The 17541-nt window shown below is 73.3% G+C and carries 1 protein-coding gene (only partly in view); it reads left to right on the forward strand.

All coding sequences use genetic code 11. The features are described 5' to 3' along the window. Positions 1 to 17468: the 3' portion of a type I polyketide synthase gene (locus ACIGXW_RS12535; protein WP_399572544.1), read on the forward strand. Its footprint begins 13990 nt before the window's first position; the window shows 17468 of its 31458 coding nt (coding positions 13991-31458); its start codon lies beyond the left edge, outside the window; the stop codon is at positions 17466 to 17468. The last annotated feature ends 73 nt before the right edge of the window (positions 17469 to 17541 follow it).

Below are 17541 nucleotides of genomic sequence, written 5' to 3' on the forward strand. Positions count from 1 at the left end.
CGCTGCGGAACGGCGAGTGCTCCCTGGCGCTCGCCGGCGGTGTCACCGTGATGGCGACGCCGGGGCTCTTCGTGGAGTTCTCCCGCCAGCGCGGACTCGCCACCGACGGCCGCTGCAAGGCCTTCGCCGGAGCCGCCGACGGCACCGGATTCTCCGAAGGCGTGGGCATGCTCCTCGTCGAGCGCCTGTCGGACGCCGAACGCAACGGCCACCGGATCCTCGCCGTGGTCCGGGGCTCCGCCGTCAATCAGGACGGCGCGTCCAACGGCCTCACCGCCCCCAACGGTCCCTCCCAGCAGCGCGTCATCCGTGCCGCACTGGCCAACGCGGGTCTGGCGGCGGCCGACGTCGACGCCGTCGAGGCACACGGCACGGGCACGACCCTGGGCGACCCCATCGAGGCCCAGGCACTCCTGGCCACCTACGGCCAGGACCGCGAACAGCCCCTGCTGCTCGGCTCGATCAAGTCGAACCTCGGACACACCCAGGCCGCAGCCGGCGTCGCCGGCGTCATCAAAATGGTGCTGGCGATGCGGCACGGCGTGCTGCCCCAGACCCTCCACGTCGACGAGCCCACCCCGCACGTCGACTGGACGACCGGTTCCGTCGAGCTGCTCACCGAGCGGACGGACTGGCCGCGGATCGACAGGCCGCGACGTGCCGGCGTCTCCGCGTTCGGCGTGAGCGGCACCAACGCCCACGTCGTCCTGGAGCAGGCGCCCGAGGCGCCGGCCGGGACCGCGGTGGAGCGGGCCGAGCTGCCGGCGGTTCCGTGGGTGCTGTCCGGCGCCGGCGAGGACGCGCTGCGTGCGCAGGCCGAGCGGCTGCGGTCCTTCGTCGAGGGCGACCCGGGCCTCGATCCGGTCGACGTGGCCTGGTCGTTGACGTCCACGCGCGCGGCGCTGTCGCACCGCGCGGTGGTCGTGGGCGCGGACCGCGACGAGCTGCTCAAGGGTCTGGATTCGTTGGTCGCCGGTGTTCCGGTGACCGGCGGGCTGGGTGTGCTGTTCGCCGGTCAGGGTTCCCAGCGGCTGGGTATGGGCCGGGAGCTCTACGACGCGTTCCCGGTGTTCGCGCGGGCGTGGGACGAGGTGTGCGCGGAGCTCGACGCGCATCTCGACCGGCCGCTCGCCGAGGTGGTGTGGGGCGAGGACGCCGGTCTCCTGGCCGAGACGGCCTTCACCCAGGCCGGTCTGTTCGCTCTCGAAGTGGCGTTGTTCCGCCTGGTGTCCTCGTGGGGCGTCAAGCCCGACTACCTGCTCGGTCACTCCATCGGCGAGCTGGCGGCCGCGCACGTGGCCGGCGTGTGGTCGCTGGCGGACGCGGCGAAGGTGGTCGCGGCGCGCGGCCGGCTGATGCAGGCGCTTCCGGCCGGCGGGGCGATGGTGTCCGTCGCGGCGCCGGAGGCCGACGTCGTCCCGCTGCTGGACGACCGGGTGGCGATCGCCGCCGTGAACGGCCCGTCGTCGGTCGTGGTGTCCGGCGACGAGGACGCGGTGCGGTCCGTCGCCGACGCCATGACGCAGCGCGGGGTCAAGACGCGCGGGCTGCGGGTGAGCCACGCGTTCCATTCGCCGCGGATGGACGCGATGCTGGCCGAGTTCGGCGACGTGCTCCAGGGCGTGGAGTTCCGTGCCCCCGGCATTCCCGTGGTCTCGAACGTCACGGGTGCGGTGGCCGGGGAGGAGCTGTGCTCGCCGGAGTACTGGGTGCGGCACGTCCGCGGGACCGTACGGTTCGCCGACGGGCTGGGCGCGCTGCGCGCGTCGGGTACGGCGACGTTCCTGGAGCTCGGCCCCGACGGCTCGCTGTCGTCGCTGGCCGACGGTGACGGGGTTCCGGCGCTGCGGCCCGGCCGCCCGGAGGCGGCCACGCTGATGACGGCGCTGGGCGGGCTGTTCGTCCGGGGCACCGAAGTGGACTGGCGCGCGGTGTTCGCGGGGGCCCGGCCGGTGGACCTGCCGACGTACGCCTTCCAGCGCGAGCGCTACTGGCTGCGCGCGGGCCGACAGCTGCCGGACCCCGACCGGTGGCGGTACAGGCTGACGTGGACGCCGGTCACCGGCGTTCCCGCGGAGGCCGAGCCCGGGCTGTCCGGCACCTGGTGGGTGATCACCGAGCCGGGTGACGCATCGGGCGGGTGCTCCGGTACCGACGTGGTCGCCGCGCTGAGTGCGGCCGGGGCCGACGTACGTACGGTGACGGTCGCGGAGCTGACCGGGTCCCAGGATGCCGTTCCGGGTACGGCTCCGGTCGCGGGCGTGGTGTCGCTGCTGACGGTCGAGGCGACGGTCGCGCTCGTACAGGCCCTCGGCGCGGCCGGGGTCCACGCACCGCTGTGGTCCGTCACCCGTGGCGCGGTCCACGTCGTCGACGGTGACGTGGTGGATCCCCACCAGACCGGGCTGTGGGGTCTGGGCCGCGTGGTCGCCCTGGAGCACCCCGATCGCTGGGGTGGTCTGATCGATCTGCCCGCGGTGCTGGACGAGCGTGCCGGGGCGTTGCTGGCGGGAGTCCTCTCCGGCGCCACCGGCGAGGACCAGCTCGCGATCCGCGGCACCGAGGTGTGGGGTTGCAGGCTGGCCCGGGCGGCATCGGCGGGAGCCGGGTCCGGGTCGGAGTCCGGGTCCGCCGAGTGGCGCGGCCGGGGCACCGTGTTGATCACCGGTGGTACGGGGGCGTTGGGCGCCCACGTCGCCCGCTGGCTGGCGGGCACCGGCGTCGAGCACATCGTGCTCACCAGCCGCCGGGGCACCGACGCCCCGGGGGCCAGCGAACTGGCCGCCGAACTGCAGGCGCTGGGCACCCGGGTCACGGTCGCCGCCTGCGACGTGGCCGACCGCGACACGGTCGCCGCACTGCTCGACACGCTCCCCGACCTCCGGGTCGTCGTCCACGCCGCGGGCGTGCCGAGCTGGGGTGCGGTCGACGGGCTGACTCCGGCCGAGTTCGCCGAGAGCGTGCGGTCGAAGGTCGCCGGGGCGGAGATCCTCGACGAGCTGACGCGAGGGAGGGACCTGGACGCGTTCGTCCTGTACTCGTCGATCGCCGGCGTGTGGGGCAGCGGCAACCAGTCCGCCTACGCCGCGGCCAACGCGTTCCTGGACGGACTGGCGCATCGTCGCCGTGCGAACGGCCTAGTGGCCACCTCCGTGGCCTGGGGCATGTGGGCCGGTGGCGGCATGGCCGAGGGCGGCGAGGAGTTCCTCGTCGAGCGTGGCGTGTCGGGCATGACACCGGAGCTCGCGGTCGCGGCGCTGCGGCAGGCGCTGGCCGACGACGAGACGGCCCTCGTGGTCGCCGACGTCGACTGGGCACGGTTCGGCCCGCGCTTCACCGCGCTGCGCCCGAGCCCGCTGCTGAGCGCGCTGATGGCCGAGGCGTCGGAACCGGCCGGGCCGGCCGCCGCCGCACCGGCCGGACGGACCGGACCGGTCGGCGCCTTCGCGGCCCGGCTGGCCGGGATGCCCCCGGAGGAGCGGGAGCGGTCCGTCGCGGAGCTGATCCGGGCACGGGTCGCCGAGGTGCTGGGCCATGCGCAGTCGGCCGCGGTCGACCTGAACCGGACGTTCCAGGAGCTGGGCTTCGACTCGCTGATGGCGGTGGAACTGCGCGACCGGCTCGGCGCGGCCACCGAGCTGACCCTGCCGGCTTCGGTCATCTACGACTACCCGACCCCGACCGCTCTGGCGGAGCACGTGTGCCGGGAGGCCCTGGGCGTCGCCGAGGTGGTCCTCGCGCCCATGGCCACCCGTGCGGTGGACGACGACCCGATCGTGATCGTCGGCATGGGCTGCCGCTTCCCCGGCGGCGCCGACTCCCCCGAGGCCTTCTGGGAGCTCGTGAACGCGAGCGCGGACGCCATCTCGCCGTTCCCCACCGACCGCGGCTGGGATCTCGCAGGCGTGTACGACTCCGACCCCGAGCGCTCGGGCCGGTCGTACGTGCGGGCGGGCGGCTTCCTCCACGACGCCGCCGACTTCGACGCGGGCTTCTTCGGGATCTCGCCGCGCGAGGCGACGGCCATGGACCCGCAGCAGCGACTGCTGCTGGAAACGGCCTGGGAGACGTTCGAACGGGCAGGTATCTCCACTGCCGAGCTCAAGGGCAGCCGGACGGGCGTGTTCGTCGGTGCGTCGTCGCAGGGCTACGGCGGCGGGGACGGTGAGCTGCCGGAAGGGGCAGAGGGATACCTTCTGACCGGCAACGCGGGCAGCGTCGTCTCCGGCCGGCTGTCCTACACCTTCGGGCTCGAAGGCCCGGCGGTGACGGTGGACACGGCGTGCTCGTCGTCGCTCGTCGCCCTGCACTGGGCGGTGCAGGCGCTGCGGAACGGCGAGTGCTCGCTGGCGCTCGCCGGCGGCGTCACCGTGATGGCGACGCCGGCCACTTTCGTGGAGTTCTCCCGCCAGCGCGGGCTCGCGGCCGACGGCCGGTGCAAGCCGTTCGCCGCGGCCGCGGACGGCACGGGCTGGGGCGAAGGCGTCGGCATGGTGCTCGTCGAGCGCCTGTCGGACGCCGAGCGCAACGGCCACCGGATCCTCGCGGTCGTACGCGGCTCCGCCGTCAACCAGGACGGCGCCTCGAACGGCCTGACGGCCCCGAACGGTCCGTCCCAGCAGCGGGTCATCCGCCAGGCGCTGGCGAACGCCGGACTGTCGACCGCGGATGTCGACGCCGTGGAGGCGCACGGCACGGGTACGACGCTGGGCGACCCGATCGAGGCCCAGGCACTGCTGGCCACGTACGGCCAGGACCGGGAACGGCCCCTGCTGCTGGGCTCGGTGAAGTCCAACATCGGACACACCCAGGCGGCGTCCGGCGTCGCCGGTGTCATCAAGATGGTGCTGGCGATGCAGCACGGGGTGCTGCCCCGGACCCTGCACGTCGACGAGCCGACCCCGCACGTCGACTGGTCCATCGGTGCGGTGGAGCTGCTCACCGAGCAGACCGACTGGCCCGAGACGGGTGGTCCGCGGCGTGCGGGCGTGTCGTCGTTCGGCGTGAGCGGCACCAACGCCCACGTGGTCCTGGAGCAGCCGTCGGCGGCGGCCGAGCCCGGAACGGACAGGACTGGCCTGCCCGTGGTTCCGTGGGTGCTGTCGGGTCAGGGCGAGGACGCTCTGCGTGCGCAGGCCGCGCGGCTGCGGTCCCAGGTGGACCGGCTGCCGGAGCTCGACCCCGTGGACGTGGGCTGGTCCTTGGTATCGACTCGGACGCTGCTGCCGCATCGCGCGGTGGTCATGGGCGCTGACCGCGATCAGTTGCTGCGCGCATTGGACGCGGTGGCGCTCGGGGAAGCGGCGCAGGGCGTGGTGACCGGCATCGCCGGTCCGTCGTCCGGAGCGGTGTTCGTCTTCCCGGGGCAGGGTTCGCAGTGGACCGGCATGGCGCTGGAGCTGATCGAGTCCTCGCCGGTGTTCGCGGAGCGGATGCGGGAGTGCGCTGCTGCGCTGAGCGCGTTCGTCGACTGGTCACTGTTCGACGTCCTCGCCGATGAAGAGGCGCTGCGCCGCGTGGACGTGGTGCAGCCGGTGCTGTGGGCCGTCATGGTCTCCCTCGCCGAGCTCTGGCGCTCCTACGGCGTCACCCCCGCCGCGGTCGTCGGCCACAGCCAGGGCGAGATCGCGGCCGCATGCGTCGCGGGCGGCCTGTCGCTGGAAGACGGCGCCCGGATCGTCGCCCTCCGCAGCAAGGCCCTGCTCGCACTGTCGGGTCAGGGCGGCATGGTGTCCGTACCCCTGCCCGCGGACCAGCTGCGAGGCCGGGACGGACTGTCCATCGCGGCTGTCAACGGACCGGCCTCGACGGTCGTCTCGGGCGACAACGACGTGCTGGACGCGATCCTGACGGAGTTCCCGCAGGCCAAGCGCATCCCCGTCGACTACGCCAGCCACTCCGCCCACGTGGAGCAAATCGAAGCCGAACTGGCAGAGGCACTAGCGCCCGTCTCGCCCCGCACGGGCAACATCCCCTTCTACTCGACCGTCACCGCACAACTGACCGACACGGCAGAGCTGGACGCGGCCTACTGGTACCGCAACCTCCGCCACACCGTCGAGTTCCAGAGCACCATCGAGAGCCTGCTCGCCCTCGGCCACACCGCGTTCGTCGAGGCGAGCCCGCATCCGGTCCTGGCGGCCGGGGTGCAGGACACCGCCGACGCGGCCGGCATCGGCGTCCTGGCGGCCGGCTCCCTGCGGCGCGGTGAAGGGGGTGCCCGGCGGTTCCTGACCTCGCTGGCCGAGCTCTCGGCTTCCGGCGTCGAAGCGGACTGGCAGGCCGTCTTCGCCGGAGCCGGTGCGCAGCGCGTCGATCTGCCGACGTATCCGTTCCAGCGGGAACGTTTCTGGATCGAGCGGACCGCGACGGCCGTCGCACCGGTGGCGGAAGCGGACGGCGAGTTCTGGGCTGCGGTCGAGCGGGAGGACGTCGGGTCGCTGGCCTCGGCCCTCGGTCTCGGCGGCGAGCAGCTGGGTGACCTGCTGCCGGCCCTGTCGGCCTGGCGCCGGCAGCGGCAGGAGCGGACCGCGCTCGAGTCGCTCCGCTACCATGCCGAGTGGAAGCCGCTGACCGGCAACCAGCCCGCGGCCCTGTCGGGTTCGTGGCTGGTCGTGGTCTCCGAGGCCGACGTCGAGCACGCGTGGGTCACGGGTGTGACCGAGGCGCTGGCCGGCCACGGTGCCGAGCCGTCGCTGCTCGTCCTCGCCGAGCGCGAGCTGGACCGCGCCGCGCTGGCCGAGCGGCTGCGCGAAGCGGTGGAGGTCAGCGGCGTGGTGTCGCTGGTCGCCCTTGATCAGCGACCGCATCCGACCTTTGCGTCCGTTCCTGTCGGTTACGCGTGGACAGTACTGCTGTCGCAGGCCATGGGCGATGCCGGAGTGGGTGCTCCGCTGTGGAGCGTGACCCGCCAGGCGATGTCGACCGGGCTCCACGACGTCATCAGCGGGATGCCGCAGGCTCTGGTGTGGGGTCTCGGCCGGGTCATCGCCCTCGAACAGCCCTTGCACTGGGGCGGGCTGGTCGACCTGCCGGAGGGCGTCACCCCACGGGCACAGGACTGCCTGGCCCGGGTGCTGTCCGGCGTGACGGGTGAGGACCAGGTCGCGATCCGGGCGGCGGGCGCGTACGGGCGCAGGCTCGTCCACGCCCCCGCGCTCAGCACCGAGGTGCCCGCCTGGCAGCCCGGCGGAACCGTGCTCGTCACCGGCGGCACCGGAGCGCTCGGTGGCCACGTCGCGCGATGGCTGGCGGATCAGGGTGCCGAGCACCTCGTACTGACCAGCCGCCGAGGCATGGCCGCGCCGGGCGCGGCCGAGCTCGCCGCAGAGCTCGAGGCGGCCGGCACCAAGGTGACCGTCGCCGTCTGCGACGTCGCCGACCGCGACCAGCTCGCCACCCTCATCGGCGAGATCGGCCCGCTGACAGCAGTCGTCCACACGGCTGCCCAGCTGGACGACGCCACCGTCGAATCGCTCACCACCGAGCAGCTCCACCGTGTGCTGCGCGTCAAGGCCGACGGCGCCGTCAACCTCCATGAGCTGACGCGCGACATGGACCTGTCCGCCTTCGTGCTGTTCTCGTCCATGGCGGGAACGGCCGGTACGCCGGGTCAGGGCAATTACGCGCCGGGCAACGCGTTCGTGGACGCGCTCGCGGAATACCGCCGGGCGCAGGGTCTCGTGGCCACCTCCGTGGCCTGGGGCCTGTGGGCCGGCGGCGGCATGGGAGAAACGGAAGCCGGTGAAGTGGCCAGGCGGCATGGTGTGCCGGCCCTCGATCCGGAGCTGGCCGTCGCGTCCCTGCGCACCGCGATCGAGCAGGGTGACGCGGTCGTCACGGTCGCCGACATCGACTGGGAACGGCACTACGTCGCCTTCACCGCGACCCGCCCGAGCCCCCTTTTCGCCGACCTGCCCGAGGTACGGCAGCTGGCCGAGGCGGGAGCGGGGGCGGTCGGCGGCGATGCGGAGGCCGGCGGCGTGTCCGCTCTGGCCGACCGTCTGGCGGGCCTCGACAAGACCGAGCAGGAGGAGTCGCTCCTCGATCTCGTCCGCCGGCACATGGCCGTGGTCCTCGGCCACTCCTCACCGGAGGCCGTACCGACCGACCGTGCGTTCATGGACCTCGGCTTCGACTCGGTCATGGCGGTGGAGTTCCGCAACCGGCTGGGCGCCGCGAGCGGCCTCCGGCTGCCGGCGACCGCCGTGTTCGACTACCCGACCCCGATCGCGCTGGCCCGGTACGTCCGGACCGAGCTGCTCGGGTCGGCGGCGGAGCCCGTACGGGCCGAGCCGGCCGGACAGTCGGTGGACGACGACCCGATCGTGATCGTGGGCATGAGCTGCCGCTTCCCCGGCGGAGTCGACTCCCCCGAACAGCTGTGGCGCTTCCTCGCCGACGGCGCGGACGCCATGTCCGACTTCCCCGAGGACCGCGGCTGGGACCTGGACGGCCTGTTCAGCGACGATGCCGACCACCAAGGCACCTCCTACACCCGCATAGGCGGCTTCCTCCACAACGCCACCCAATTCGACGCGGGATTCTTCGGCATCTCCCCGCGCGAGGCGATGGCGATGGATCCCCAGCAGCGGCTGCTGCTGGAGGCGTCCTGGGAGGCGTTCGAACACGCGGGCATCGACCCCCACTCGCTGCGCGGCAGCGCGACGGGCGTCTTCGCCGGCACGAACGGCCAGGACTACGTCAGCCTGTTCAGCGGCGACCAGCCGCAGGAACTCGGCGGCCACGTCGGTACGGGCAACTCGGCCTCGGTCATGTCCGGCCGCATCGCCTACGTGCTCGGGCTGGAGGGCCCGGCGCTGACGGTGGACACGGCATGTTCGTCGTCGCTCGTCGCCCTGCACCTGGCGGTGCAGGCGCTGCGGACGGGCGAGTGCTCGCTGGCGCTCGCCGGCGGTGTGACGGTCATGGCGACGCCGGGGCTCTTCGTGGAGTTCTCCCGCCAGCGCGGACTCGCCACCGACGGCCGCTGCAAGGCCTTCGCCGGAGCCGCCGACGGCACCGGATTCTCCGAAGGCGTGGGCATGCTCCTCGTCGAGCGCCTGTCGGACGCCGAACGCAACGGGCACCGGGTGCTGGCCGTGGTCCGGGGTTCCGCCGTCAATCAGGACGGCGCGTCGAACGGTCTGACGGCCCCGAACGGGCCCGCGCAGCAGCGGGTCATCCGTGCCGCATTGGCGAGCGCGGGTCTGGCGGCGGCTGACGTCGACGCGGTGGAGGCGCACGGTACGGGTACGACGCTGGGCGACCCCATCGAGGCCCAGGCGCTCCTGGCCACGTACGGCCAGGACCGGGACCGGCCTTTGCTGCTCGGCTCGGTGAAGTCGAACCTCGGCCACACCCAGGCCGCGGCCGGCGTCGCCGGTGTCATCAAGATGGTGCTGGCGATGCAGCACGGCGTGCTGCCCCAGACCCTGCACGTCGACGAGCCCACCCCGCACGTCGACTGGGCCGCAGGCGCGGTCGAACTGCTGACGAAGCAGGCGGAGTGGCCCGAGACGGATCGTCCGCGACGTGCCGGTGTCTCCTCGTTCGGCGTGAGCGGCACCAATGCCCACGTGGTTCTGGAGCAGCCGTCGGCTGTGACGGAGCCCGAGGCGGACCGGGTTGAGCTGCCGGTCGTTCCCTGGGTGCTGTCTGCTGCCGGCGAGAACAGCCTGCGGGCACAGGCCGACCGCTTGAAGTCCTTCGTGGAGAGCAGCCCGGAGCTGGACCCGGTGGACGTCGGCTGGTCGCTGACCTCGACGCGGGCGATGCTCTCGCACCGCGCGGTGGTCGTGGGCACGGACCGGGACGAACTCCTGCGCAGCCTCGACACGCTGGAGAGCGGCGGCGCCGCCGAATCCGGTCGCAAGACCGTGTTCGTCTTCCCCGGTCAGGGGTCGCAGTGGACCGGGATGGCGCTGGAGCTGATCGAGTCCTCGCCGGTGTTCGCGGAGCGGATGCGGGAGTGCGCTGCTGCGCTGAGCGCGTTCGTCGACTGGTCGCTGTTCGATGTGCTGTCGGATGAAGACGCTCTGCGCCGCGTCGATGTGGTGCAGCCGGTGCTGTGGGCCGTCATGGTCTCCCTCGCCGAACTCTGGCGCTCCTACGGCGTCACACCGGCAGCGGTCGTCGGCCACAGCCAGGGCGAGATCGCAGCGGCATGCGTCGCGGGTGGGCTCTCGCTGGAGGACGGCGCCCGCATCGTCGCCCTCCGCAGCAAGGCTCTGCTCGCACTGTCGGGTCAGGGCGGCATGGTCTCCGTACCGCTCCCCGCCGACCAGCTGCGCGGTCGTGACGGACTGTCCATCGCAGCCGTCAACGGACCGGCCTCGACGGTCGTCTCGGGCGACAACGACGTCCTTGACGCCATCCTGGCCGAGTTCCCGCAGGCCAAGCGCATCCCTGTCGACTACGCCTCCCACTCCACCCACGTGGAGCGCATCGAAGCCAAACTGGCAGAGGCACTCGCACCCGTCGCACCCCGCACGGGCAACATCCCCTTCTACTCGACCGTCACCGGACAACTCACCGACACAGCAGAGCTGAACGCGGCCTACTGGTACCGCAACCTCCGCCACACCGTCGAATTCCAGAACACCATCGACAACCTGCTCACCCTCAACCACACCGTCTTCATCGAAACCAGCCCCCACCCCGTCCTCACCGTCGGCATCCACGACACCGCCGATGCCAAGGACATCAGCGCTGTGGCCACCGGCTCCCTCCGCCGCGACCACGGCGGACTCGACCGCTTCTTCGCGTCGCTCGGGGAGGTCCACGCCCGGGGTGTCGAGGTGGACTGGCAGCAGGTGTTCGCCGGGACCGGTGCACGCCGTGTCGAGCTGCCGACCTACGCCTTCGAGCACGAGCGCTACTGGCTGGAGCCGGCGCGGCCCGTGGCGGAGGCCGACGGACTGGGGCTCGGTGGCGTGGAGCACCCGCTGCTGGGCGCGGTGCTCGCCCTGCCCGATTCCGACGGCAGTGTGCTGACCGGCCTGCTTTCCCTGGACGGGCAGCCTTGGCTGGCGGACCACGCGGTGCTCGGCACGGTGGTCTTCCCCGGCGCGGGCTTCGTCGACCTTGCCCTGCAGGCGGGCAGGCAGTTCGGCCTGACCGTGCTGGAGGGACTGGACCAGCACGCTCCGCTCGTGGTCCCGGATCGGGACGGCGTCCGGATCCAGGTCGCGGTCGGTGCGGCGGACGGGCGGCAGCGCCGCTCGGTGACGGTCCATTCCTGCCGCGCCGGAGAGTGGCTGTTGCACGCCTCCGGCACTCTGGCGGCGGCCGCTGAGGGCGAGCCGGTGACGGAGCGCCTGGCGGTCTGGCCGCCGGAGGGCGCACGTCGGCTCGACGTCTCGGAGACGTACGGGGCGATGGCGGAGCGCGGGCTGGTCTACGGCCCGGTGTTCCAGGGGCTGCGCGCGGCCTGGGTCCGTGGCGACGAGGTATTCGCCGAGGTGGCTCTGGCGCCGGAGGCGCACGGTGATGCGGCGCTGTGCGGCGCGCATCCGGCCCTGCTCGACGCCGCCCTGCACGCGGTGGGCCTCGGCCGGTTCGTGTCCGACAGCGGGCAGGGGCATCAGCCGCTGTCGTGGACCGGTGTGTCCCTGCACGCGGTGGGCGCGTCGGCCGTCAGGGTCGCGCTGTCGCCCGCCGGTACGGACGCGGTGTCGGTCGAGGTGGCCGATGTGACGGGCGCTCCGGTGCTGTCGGTGGCGTCGCTGTCGCTCCGGGCGCTGTCCGAGGAGCGGGTCGAGGACACCCGTGGGGTGGCGCAGGAGGCGCTGTTCCGGGTGGACTGGAGCGAGGTCTTCGTGTCGGAGGACACGTCCGCGCCCGTCGCCGGGTTCGAGGATGTCGGTCCGGATGACGTGTCGGTGCCCGAGGTCGTGGTGCTGTCGTGCGCGTCGGAGGGCGAGCCGGTCTCCGTGGTGGTGTGCCGGGTGCTGGCGGCGGTGCAGCAGTGGCTGTCCGACGAGCGGTGCGCCGCATCGCGCCTGGTCGTGCTCACCCGCGGTGCGGTGTCGGCCGCTTCGGGCGAGGATGTGACGGACTTGGGTGCCGCCGCCGTGTGGGGTCTGCTGCGCAGCGCGCAGAACGAGCACCCCGACCGGTTCGCGCTCGTCGATCACGACGGGCACCCTGACTCCGTGGCGGCGCTGCCCGCCGCGCTGGCTGCCGTGGGGCATGTACAGCTCGCGCTGCGGCAGGGTCGTGCCCTGGCCCCGCAGTTGGTCGGCGTCGTCGGGCAGGCGGCGGCCGTTCCCGGGGCGTTGGGTGAGCGGGGCACGGTGCTGATCACCGGTGGCACGGGGGCGTTGGGCGGTCTGGTGGCCCGGCATCTGGTCGAGCGGCACGGTGTGCGGGACGTGGTCCTGGCCGGTCGTCGCGGCGAGGCCGCTCCTGGTGCCGGTGAGGTGTCGGAGCGGTTGCGTGAGCTGGGTGCCGCCGTACGGGTGGTGGCCTGTGATGTGGCCGATCGTGAGGCGCTGGCGGGGCTGCTCGGCGGCCTTCCGGAGCTGCGGATGGTCGTCCACACCGCGGGTGTGCTCGATGACGCGGTGATCGAGTCGCTGAGCCCGGAGCAGGTGCGGGAGGTGCTGCGGCCGAAGGTGGATGCCGCGTGGCATCTGCATGAGCTGACGCGGGACCGTGACCTGGCCGAATTCGTGGTGTTCTCGTCGTCCGCGGGCGTGCTGGGCAGCCCGGGTCAGGGGGCTTTCGCCGCGGCGAACGGCTATCTGGACGCGCTGGCGGCCCACCGCAGGGCGTCGGGGCTGCCCGGTGTGTCGGTGGCGTGGGGTCTGTGGGCCGAGCGCAGCGGCATGACCGCTCATCTCTCGGAGCAGGACCTCGGCAGGATGGCGCGGTCCGGTGCTTCGGCCCTCTCCACGGAGCAGGGGCTCCGGCTCTTCGACCTCGCGCGGACGGCCTCGGAGGCGGCCGTCCTCGCCACGCCGCTGGACACCGCCGCCTTGCAGGAGCAGGCGGACGCGGGTGCGCTTCCGGCGCTCTTCCGCGGCCTGGTCCGTACTCCGCTGCGCCGTGCGAGCGGTGGCGGGGCCGAGGGCGAGTCGTCCCTGCGCTCGCGGTTGGCGGGCATGCCGGTGGCCGAGCAGGAGCAGTTCGTCCTGGATCTGGTGCGTACGCAGGTCGCGACGGTCCTCGGGCACAGTTCGCCGGCGGCTGTCGACGCGGGGCGCACGTTCGGGGAGATCGGCTTCGATTCGCTGATCGCCGTCGAGCTGCGCAACAGGCTGGGCGCCGCGACCGGTGTGCGGCTGCCGGCCACCACGATCTTCGACTACCCGACGCCGTTGGTGCTGGCGGGCCATCTCCGCACGGAGCTGGTCGGCGGGGCGGCCGCGCCGGAGCGGCTCGACGCCGCTCCCGCTCCGGCCGTGGCGGGGGCCGATGACGATCCGATCGTGATCGTGGGCATGAGCTGCCGCTTCCCGGGCGGGGTGGCCTCGCCGGAGGAGCTGTGGGAGCTGCTCGGCGCGGGCCGGGACGCGGTGTCCGGCCTGCCGTCGGACCGCGGCTGGGACCTGGACGGCCTGATCAGCGACGATGCCGACGAGTCGGGCACGTCGTACGTCCGTGAGGGTGGCTTCGTCTACGACGCGGACGAGTTCGACGCCGACTTCTTCGGGATCTCCCCCCGTGAGGCGCTGGCGATGGATCCCCAGCAGCGGTTGTTGCTGGAGACGGCCTGGGAGGCGTTCGAGCGGGCGGGCATTCCGGCCGCGTCGTTGAAGGGGAGCCGGACGGGTGTCTTCGTCGGCGGTGCTTCGCTGGGTTACGGCATGGGCGCCGACCAGGCGGCGGCGGAGGGCTCGGAGGGGTACTTCCTGACCGGTGGCGCGGGGAGCGTGCTCTCCGGCCGGCTCTCGTACAGCTTCGGGCTCGAGGGGCCGGCGGTGACGGTGGACACGGCGTGTTCGTCGTCGCTGGTGGCCCTGCACCTGGCGGTGCAGGCGCTGCGGTCGGGCGAGTGCTCGCTGGCGCTGGCCGGCGGTGTGACGGTGATGGCCACGCCCGGCATCTTCGTCGAGTTCTCCCGCCAGCGCGGGCTTGCCACGGACGGCCGGTGCAAGGCGTTCGCCGACGCGGCGGACGGCACCGGGTGGAGTGAGGGCGTCGGCATGCTGCTCGTGGAACGGCTGTCGGACGCCGAGCGCAACGGGCACCGGATCCTGGCGGTCGTACGCGGCTCCGCCGTCAACCAAGACGGTGCCTCGAACGGCCTCACCGCCCCGAACGGGCCGTCCCAGCAGCGGGTGATCCGGGCCGCCCTCGCGGACGCGGGTCTGTCCGCGTCGGACGTCGACGCGGTCGAGGCGCACGGTACGGGCACGAAGCTGGGTGACCCGATCGAGGCGCAGGCGATTCTGGCGACGTACGGCCAGGACCGGGAGCACCCTCTGTTGCTGGGTTCGGTGAAGTCCAACCTCGGACACACCCAGGCCGCGGCCGGTGTGGCCGGTGTGATCAAGATGGTCATGGCGATGCGGCACGGTGTGCTGCCGCGGACGCTGCACGTGGACAAGCCGTCGTCCTTCGTGGACTGGTCGGCCGGTGCGGTGGAACTGCTGACCGAGCAGACCGCGTGGCCGGAGGTCATGCGTGCCCGGCGGGCCGGTGTCTCGTCGTTCGGCGTGAGCGGCACCAACGCGCACGTGATCCTCGAGCAGCGGCCGGCGCTCCCGGCGGAGTCCGGGGCCGGGGCGGAGTCTGAGCGGGCCGAACCGACGGTGGTGCCGTGGGTGCTCTCCGGCCAGGGCGAGCGCGGTCTGCGCGCCCAGGCCGAGCGGCTGCGGTCCTTCCTGGCAGGGGACGAGGGCGCGGAGCTGCGGCCGTCCGACGTGGGCTGGTCGCTCGCGGCCACGCGCTCGGTGCTCTCGCACCGTGCGGCCGTGGTCGGTTCCGACCGCGACGAGCTGCTGCGCGGGCTGGCGGCGCTGGCCGCCGGCGAGCCCGCGCCGGGTGTGGTCGTGGACTCCTCGGCGCCCGGCCGGCTGGCGGTGCTGTTCACGGGGCAGGGTTCCCAGCGGGCGGGGATGGGGCGCGAGTTGTACGCCGCGTACCCGGCGTTCGCCCGGGCGTGGGACGAGGTCTGTGCCGCGCTGGACCCGTACCTGGACCGTCCGCTCACCCAGGTGGTGACCGACGGCACGGACAGCTTGCACGAAACCTCCTACACCCAGGCGGCGTTGTTCGCGCTCGAGGTGTCGCTGTTCCGGCTGGTGTCCTCGTGGGGCGTCGAGCCCGACTATCTGCTGGGGCACTCGATCGGCGAGCTCGCCGCCGCGTACGTGGCCGGTGTGTGGTCGCTGCCGGACGCGGCGAAGATCGTCGCGGCGCGTGGCCTGCTGATGGGGGCCCTGCCCGAGGGCGGGGCGATGGTGGCGGTGGGCGCGCCCGAGGAGGACGTGGTGCCGCTGCTGACCGACCGTGTGGCGATCGCCGCCGTGAACGGTCCGCAGTCGGTGGTGGTGTCCGGTGACGAGGACGCCGTCCAGGCCGTCGTCGGTGTGCTGGCCGGACGTGGCGCGAAGACGCGACGGCTGCGGGTCAGTCACGCGTTCCACTCGCCGCGGATGGACGACATGCTGGCGGAGTTCGGCGAGGCCCTCCGCGGCGTCGCCTTCCGTGCGCCGCGGATCCCGGTGGTGTCGAACGTGACCGGCACGGTGGCGGGCCAGGAGCTGTGCACGCCCGAGTACTGGGTGCGCCACGTCCGCGAGTCCGTGCGTTTCTCGGACGGGCTGGCGCGGCTGCGGGAGCTCGGCACGGCGACGTTCCTGGAGCTCGGGCCGGACGGGACGCTGACCGCGCTGGCGCAGGCGGGCGCCCCGGGCCCCGACACCGCCTTCGTGCCCGCTCTGCGGGCCGACCGGTCCGAGACGGTCACGGTCACCACCGCACTCGGCCAGTTGCACGTCCGCGGCGTGCCGCTGGACTGGCCGTCCCTCCTCCCCGGCGCCCGTCGGGTGGAGCTGCCGACCTACGCCTTCCAGCGGACCCGCTTCTGGCTGGAGCCGTCGCGTACGGCGGGTGAGGCGACCGACTTCGGTTTGGGCGCGCTGGACCACCCGCTGGTCTCCGCGATGGTGCCGCTGCCCGGTTCCGACGGCGGGCTCCTCACCGGAGTCATCGCCGCGGACTCGTGCTCCTGGCCGGCCGGGCGGCCGGATTCCGGGGCGGCTCTGTTCCCGGCGACCGGCTTCGTGGAGCTGGTGCTCCAGGCCGGGCTCCAGTTCGGCTGCCACGTGGTGGAGGAGCTCACCGCGCACGAGCCGCTGATCCTCCCCGAAAGGGGCGGCGTCCAGGTGCAGGTCTCGGTCGGCGGTGCGGACGGGTCGGGCCGCCGTGAGGTGACGGTGTTCTGCCGTCGTGACACGGGCCGTCACGGCCGTGACGGGCTCGACCGGAACTGGGTGCGTCATGCCACGGCCGTGCTGTGCGTGGGCGCTCCTCAGGAGCCGGAGGCCGCGGAGGCGTGGCCGCCCGCCGGCGCGTGGCCGCTGGAGGACGCCGGGGTCCCGGCATGGCGCCGCGGTGACGAGGTGTTCCTCGACATCGCGCTGTCGGCCGCGGCGGCGGGGACGGCGGTTCCGGACGCCGGGCGCTGGGCCGTTCATCCGGCCCTGCTGGACGCGGCGTTGACCCAGGAGGTACTGGCGGGATTCGTCGGCGACGCGCGGGCGACGTACCTGCCGTCCGCCTGGACGGGAGTCGGCCTGCACGCGGTCGGCGCCTCCAGGCTGCGGGTCGCCCTGTCCCCCGCCGGTCCCGACGCGGTCTCGCTGCGGGCGACGGACGGCACGGGTGCGCCGGTGCTGTCGGTGGCCTCGCTGGAGCTGCGGGCGGTACCGGAGGAACTGCTGGACCGGGCGGCCGTGACCGCGTCCGGCGGTGCCGGTGCGGAGCCGGTGGCCGAGGACGCCACCGCGGTCGCCGGCCCGCAGGACGCTCCCACGACCGCGACCGGGCCGGCGCAGATCCGCCGGGCCGCCGAACCGGAGGCTCAGGACGCCGCCGTCTCCCTGGTCCAGCGACTGGCGGGTTGCTCGGAGGAGGAGCAGGAAGAGGTCCTGCTGGAGCTGGTCCGCGACCAGATCGCGATCGTCCTCGGCCACGCCGACGGCACGCTCGTCGACCCCGACCGCGGGCTCCTGGACATGGGCTTCGACTCGGTGGCGGCGGTGCGACTGCGCAACCAGCTGGCTCAGGAGACCCAGCTCAGCCTGTCGGCCAGCCTGGTCTTCGAGCACCCCACGGCACTGGCCCTCGCCCGTCACCTGCGGGAGGAGATGCTGCCCGACGACGCCGCGGCGGCCATCCTCGTCCTCGAGGAGCTCAACAAGCTCGACGATTCGATCCTCGGACTCGACCCGGCGAGCGCGGCACGCATACGGATCGCCGGCCTGCTCCAGGGGCTGTCCGCCAAGTGGCTGTGACGGTGAGCTGATCAACCGCCCCGGCACCGGGGACGAGAGCGGGGCGCCCTCCTCATCCGCACGAGGAGGGCGC

The sequence above is a fragment of the Streptomyces sp. NPDC053079 genome, from assembly GCF_044546695.1.
Classification (GTDB): domain Bacteria; phylum Actinomycetota; class Actinomycetes; order Streptomycetales; family Streptomycetaceae; genus Streptomyces.